Origin of the sequence: Paenibacillus zanthoxyli JH29 (assembly GCF_000520715.1) — a bacterium.
In the GTDB taxonomy this organism is placed as follows: domain Bacteria; phylum Bacillota; class Bacilli; order Paenibacillales; family Paenibacillaceae; genus Paenibacillus_AQ; species Paenibacillus_AQ zanthoxyli.
The window spans coordinates 1-5,293 of record NZ_ASSD01000432.1; the positions used below are offsets into that span (position 1 = coordinate 1).

A 5,293-nucleotide genomic window follows, 5' to 3' on the forward strand; every position below is an offset into this window, starting at 1 on the left:
CGAGCTTTCAGACAAGTATGGTTATCAGAAAATGAAACAAAAAGACGTAGAGGAATTATCAAAGCTTTCTATTATGGAGCGAATTCAAAAATTAAATGTCCCTATCCTCAAATTCCCTATGCTTGTTAGAGAAATGAAACAATTATATCGTGATTACGTAATTGGACTAGACTTGGTAGATGGAGCTTCTGACTTGTTATATGGACTGAAAAATCAAGGGTATCAGTTAGGGATTCTATCTTCAAATACGGAGGATAATATCAATCATTTCCTGGCAGCCAATCAAATCCAAATCTTTGATTATGTTTTTGTAGCCAGCAATCTTTTTGGGAAGGATAAGGCCATTAAAAAGTTAATTAATCATTACAATCTTCCGAAAGATCAAGTTTTGTATATCGGCGACGAATTGCGAGATGTAGAGGCTTGTAAAAAAATAGATGTTCCTTTTATTGGCGTAACTTGGGGGTTTGATTCCGCTGAATTATTAGTTAAAGGACCCTTCAAAGCAATAGTAAATAGTCCTCAAGAAATTTATGAAATCATAAAGAGGTGAATTACTACTTAAAGAGGTAATGTTTATAACTACCCACGAGACCTGAATCAGTTTCCTAGAAGGAGAATAAGGGATGTCTTTCATTTTCTTTTTCAGTTTCATCATAGGTACCGTACTTCTTATCATTCACTCTAAAGAAAACGAATCTATTCGATGGCTGGCACTTTGTAATTACTGTGCTTCAATAGGGGCATTATCAAATGTTCTTAGAAACAATACGATACCTGCATTTAAAAACAATGGAATCCAAGAAACCGTGATTTTCTTCTTACACGAACTCTCTATATATTTCCAGTTCTTGGGACAATCTATAGCACCGTATGCAGTTTTAATGTATGCTATTGTGTTTACAAAAGTAACCCATTCAAAAAATAAAAATAGATTAGCACTTGTATTGTTTATACCAATAGTTCTAATGATTTTCAGAACAAAATTTTATCCTGAGACGAATCTTAATTTTATGTTCTTGCTTATTTGGTGTACTCCTTACTATTTTGTAGCCACTTATCTAATTTTTAGATCATGGTTTACAGAAAAAAATCAAGCAATTAAAAAAAGCAAGTTCAATGCACTTGTTATTGTTGTCCCGATCTATTTAGGTGTCTATATTTTCAATAATATTCCTGGTGCTTTTAAAATAAAAAATGAAATATTCCTCATGACCCTTCCAGTCATTTTTGGAGTAGGTTATTTGCTGTTTGTTATCTATATTTTTCTATCCGGAGTCTTTGGATTAAAAGTGAAAGTGGAGCAGCAGGCTCTTGATCGATCTCTTCAAATCATGAGTTCCGGTACGGCTGTACTTAACCACACGATTAAAAACGAAATTCACAAAATCAAGTTTTTTTTCCTTATCGCTCAGGAGGCCGTTGAGAAGAAAGATCTTATAGAAGCAAAGGAAGCTATTGAGTCGGCATTGCCAGCCATTGAGCATATCGACCACATGATTGAGCGAATAAAATCCAAAACCGAAGAAATTATTCTTAGAGAAGACCGTCACAATTTAAATGACATCATATTATCCTCTGTTCAGGGGTTTGAAGGTGTTATTAAAGCACAACAAATACAAATCGAAGTCAGCCTTTTAGAAGATGTCGAAATGGAGTGTGACGATGTACTTTTAGGCGAGGTTATTAAAAACATTCTTAATAATGCCATTGAAGCTATTAACCCAGGTGATCAGAGGCTTGTTAAGGTGAAATTATACCGTATTAAAACAGAAATCGCGCTTGAAATTGAGGATAGTGGGATAGGTATTCCAAACGGAGAACTAACCAGGATCATGGAGCCCTTTTTTTCCACCAAAAAAAATTCAAAAAATCATGGTTTAGGGCTGAGCTTCTGTTACAACGTTATGAAAGCCCATCAAGGGACAATTACAATTACCAGTGATGAAGGTATAGGAACTTCCGTCGTCCTTCACTTCCCCAAAAAGAGAATTGTGACGTCTGCATAAAACTCTCGAAAGGGATGTTGAATTATGGAAAATAAGATCAGAGTAATTTTAGTTGAGGATGAACCTTTCTGGCAAACGAATATTTCAAAGTACATTAATAAAGAAAATGATATCGAGGTCGTACGGATTATTGATAATGGGCCCGATGCTGTTGAAGCAGCAAAGTCTCTTGATTTTGATGTCATATTAATGGATATAAATTTATCCAGGGCGAATTTAGACGGTCTAATGGCAATTAGAGTTCTAAGTCAAGCGGGCCATAAGGTCATAGCGTTAACTGCGATAAAAGAGCAAGAAGTCATAGCCCAGTCTTTTAAAAGCGGAGCCGTAAATTTTATAAATAAAAGTAGTCTCTTTGACATATTACGTGCCATTCGGGATGCGCATATGAACCAAATCTATATTCATCCTGACGGCTCTGAGGTTTTAAGGAACGAATATTTGAAGGAAATCAGGCTGAGTAAAGTTCTTACCCCATCGGAACGGCAAGTATACGATCTAAAATCAAGAGGTCTTAATAAGACCCAGATTGCGGGACAGCTCCATAAGTCCATTAGCACAATTAAAAAACAAATTCGATTCGTAAAAGATAAGCTTAAGGAGCAAGGCATTAATTTTTAGGGGGACCATAAATTTGGACCTCCCTTTTTGCGAGCAATTGGATAATAATAGAAAATAATACCAAATGACATTCTGAATTATTCGGCTTTCAACCGTCTAATCGAACTTGGAGGCGGTCAACTTGAAAGAGCTGGAACAAATGATCGAACAAAAGAGAGTTGTGCTCCATCTATTTGCAAAAGTGTACGGGATTAAGGATCAACGGACGGTTAATAAATCTATAGAATTAGATAAGCTATTGAATACTTATTGGCGCCGGAAAGTACATCAACAAAATGGGCCGACTGCATGAACGCGTGGTCCTCACGGAACTTGCTCTCTTTCGGGGCGGCATGCGTTTCTTTTTTGTAGTATGATATCTACAAGAGGAGGCTGAAAACATGGCGACGGAGATCAAGGACCGGATCAATCTTAAGGAAATTAACTGTGAAAAAGAGCTGACTCTGGCCGTCATCGGCGGAAAGTGGAAGCTGATTATTCTATGGCATCTCGGCCTGGACGGCACGAAACGGTTCAGCGAGCTGAAGAAGCTCATTCCCCACATCACGCAAAAGATGCTGACGAACCAGCTCCGGGAGCTGGAGGAGGATCGGCTTGTGCTGCGCAAAGTGTATGCGGAGGTCCCTCCGAGAGTAGAATACTCTTTGACGGAATATGGCCAAAGTCTGATGCCAGTCCTGCGCATGATGTACGATTGGGGCAAGAACTACGGGGAAAATGTCATTTGGAAAGACGGACGACCGGATGAGGAAGAGGCTTAAAGCAACCGTCTGAGCAACCGTCTATTACGCATAAAGAAGCCTCCTTGCTTGGCATTTCAGCCAGGGCTTGGAGGCTTCTTGCATGTGGCGCGAGAGGGATCAGGCCTGCTGCTCGAACAGCTTGGCAATCTCGATGATCACTTCGGTCGCCTTGACCATCGTATCGGCTGAAATATACTCGAACTTTCCGTGGAAGTTCTCCCCGCCGGCAAAAATATTCGGCGTAGGCAGCCCCATGTAGGATAGCTGGGAGCCGTCGGTGCCGCCGCGGATCGGATGGACAATCGGCGTAATGCCAAGATTCGTCATTGCCTTATGGGCGATATCGACGATATGGCGTACGGGCTCGATTTTTTCGCGCATATTGTAATATTGGTCATTGAGCTCCAGCACGATGCTGTTTTCCCCGTAAGTCTGTCTGAATTCATCGGTCAATGTCTGGATAAACGCCTTCCGTTCCTCGAACCGTTCCCGGTCAAAGTCCCGGATATTATAATTCAGCCGGCTGATTTCCACAGTACCCTGGAATGACGTTAGATGGTAGTAGCCCTCTTTGCCTTCCGTGAACTCCGGCGATTCCCCGGCGGGCAGCCGTTCGTGGAAAGCCATGGCGATTTTGGCGGAGTTGATCATCTTTCCCTTGGCCGTTCCGGGATGGACGTTGACACCGTGAAAGGTAATCCGTGCCGTCGCCGCATTGAAGCTCTCATACTCCAGTTCTCCGCGTGGTCCTCCGTCCATGGTGTAGGCGAACTTTGCGCCGAAGGCGGCCACATCGAATTTATGCGCGCCGCGTCCGATCTCCTCGTCAGGAGTGAAGGCGACCCGGATTTTGCCGTGCTTGATTTCCGGGTGCTGCTTCAAAAAATGCATGGCTGTCATGATTTCGGCAATGCCGGCTTTGTCATCCGCGCCAAGCAGAGTGGTACCATCAGTCGTAATCAGAGTCTGCCCCTTATATCCGCTGAGCTCCGGAAAGTTCTCCGGCGAAAGGACGACATTCAGCGCTTTGTTCAGCACGATATCGCCGCCGTCATAGGATTCCACAATTTGCGGACGCACGCCTGCGCCTGACATATCGGTAGCGGTGTCCAAATGGGCGAGAAATCCGATGACGGGAACGTCTTTGGTGCTGTTGGACGGAAGCGAGGCGAACACATAGCTGTGCTCATCGACCGTAATTTCCTCCATGCCGATTTCGGCTAGCTCTTCCGCAAGCTTCCGTGCCAGTACCGATTGTCCCGGAGTTGAAGGACAGGTCTCGCTGGCGTCATCCGACTGCGTATCCATGCGGGCGTATGAAATAAAGCGTTCCATAACCTCTTGCTTCATGCTGTTCATCTCCCCTGTATCTTGGTGGCTGCTCTATATATTATCATGTCCGGCAGGGAAACCCTATTCAGGTCATTTCGTGCAGAGGGCTTCGGCAAGAATTTCATAGGAACGCAAACGGGCGGCATGATCGTAAATCTGTGAGGTTACAATCCATTCGTCAGCCTGCGTCTCCTCCAGGATCTGCTGCATCCGCTCCCGAACAGCGGCTTTATCGCCGATGACAGCGTACTGCTGTCTGCCAAGGACAAGGGCCTGCTCTTGCGGACTCCACAGCTCTTCCATGCTGTCCACTGGAGGCTTCAGCTTGCCGGGACGGCCGCGGACAAGGCTGAGCGCCTGCTGCTGTGAGGAGGTTGCGAGCCGCCGGGCTTCTTCAGTCGTATCCGCCGCAACAGCGCTGAGTCCGACCATAGCATACGGTTTGTCCAGCACCCCGGAGGGCCGGAAGCTGGTGCGGTACAGATGAAGCGCGGGCAGCAGATAGTCGGGCGCGAAGTGGCTGGCAAAGGCGAAGGGAAGGCCGAGCTGGCCGGCCAGCCTTGCGCTGAAGCCGCTGGAGCCGAGCAG

The 5,293-nt window shown here is 44.5% G+C and carries 7 protein-coding genes; 5 read left to right on the top strand and 2 right to left on the bottom strand.

The window, feature by feature from the left end:
* From L691_RS0116480 to L691_RS0116500, 5 genes are all read left to right on the top strand, one after another.
* On the top strand, positions 1-553 hold a 553-nt coding region (locus tag L691_RS0116480; RefSeq protein WP_025691540.1), incomplete at its 5' end, for an HAD-IA family hydrolase.
* A 73-nt stretch (positions 554-626) separates the two neighbouring features.
* A complete protein-coding gene (locus L691_RS0116485; protein ID WP_025691541.1) occupies positions 627-2,009 on the top strand; it encodes a sensor histidine kinase in 1,383 nt (460 codons plus the stop codon).
* Between the two features lie 24 nt (positions 2,010-2,033).
* Positions 2,034-2,630, top strand: coding sequence for a response regulator transcription factor (locus L691_RS0116490; protein ID WP_025691542.1), 597 nt, complete (start codon positions 2,034-2,036; stop codon positions 2,628-2,630).
* 121 nt (positions 2,631-2,751) lie between these two features.
* The gene (locus tag L691_RS31400; RefSeq protein ID WP_084654212.1) at positions 2,752-2,922 is read left to right on the top strand and encodes an aspartyl-phosphate phosphatase Spo0E family protein; all 171 of its coding nucleotides are present in this window, start codon (positions 2,752-2,754) and stop codon (positions 2,920-2,922) included.
* Between the two features lie 88 nt (positions 2,923-3,010).
* A complete protein-coding gene (locus tag L691_RS0116500) occupies positions 3,011-3,391 on the top strand; it encodes a winged helix-turn-helix transcriptional regulator (RefSeq protein WP_025691543.1) in 381 nt (126 codons plus the stop codon).
* A gap of 99 nt (positions 3,392-3,490) precedes the next feature.
* Here the strand turns inward: L691_RS0116500 and pepT are convergent, their stop codons facing one another.
* Positions 3,491-4,723, bottom strand: a complete 1,233-nt coding sequence (gene pepT, locus L691_RS0116505; RefSeq protein ID WP_025691544.1) for a peptidase T — start codon at positions 4,721-4,723, stop codon at positions 3,491-3,493.
* A 72-nt stretch (positions 4,724-4,795) separates the two neighbouring features.
* Positions 4,796-5,293 (bottom strand): MsnO8 family LLM class oxidoreductase (locus L691_RS0116510; protein ID WP_025691545.1); only part of this gene is annotated, 498 nt, incomplete at its 5' end.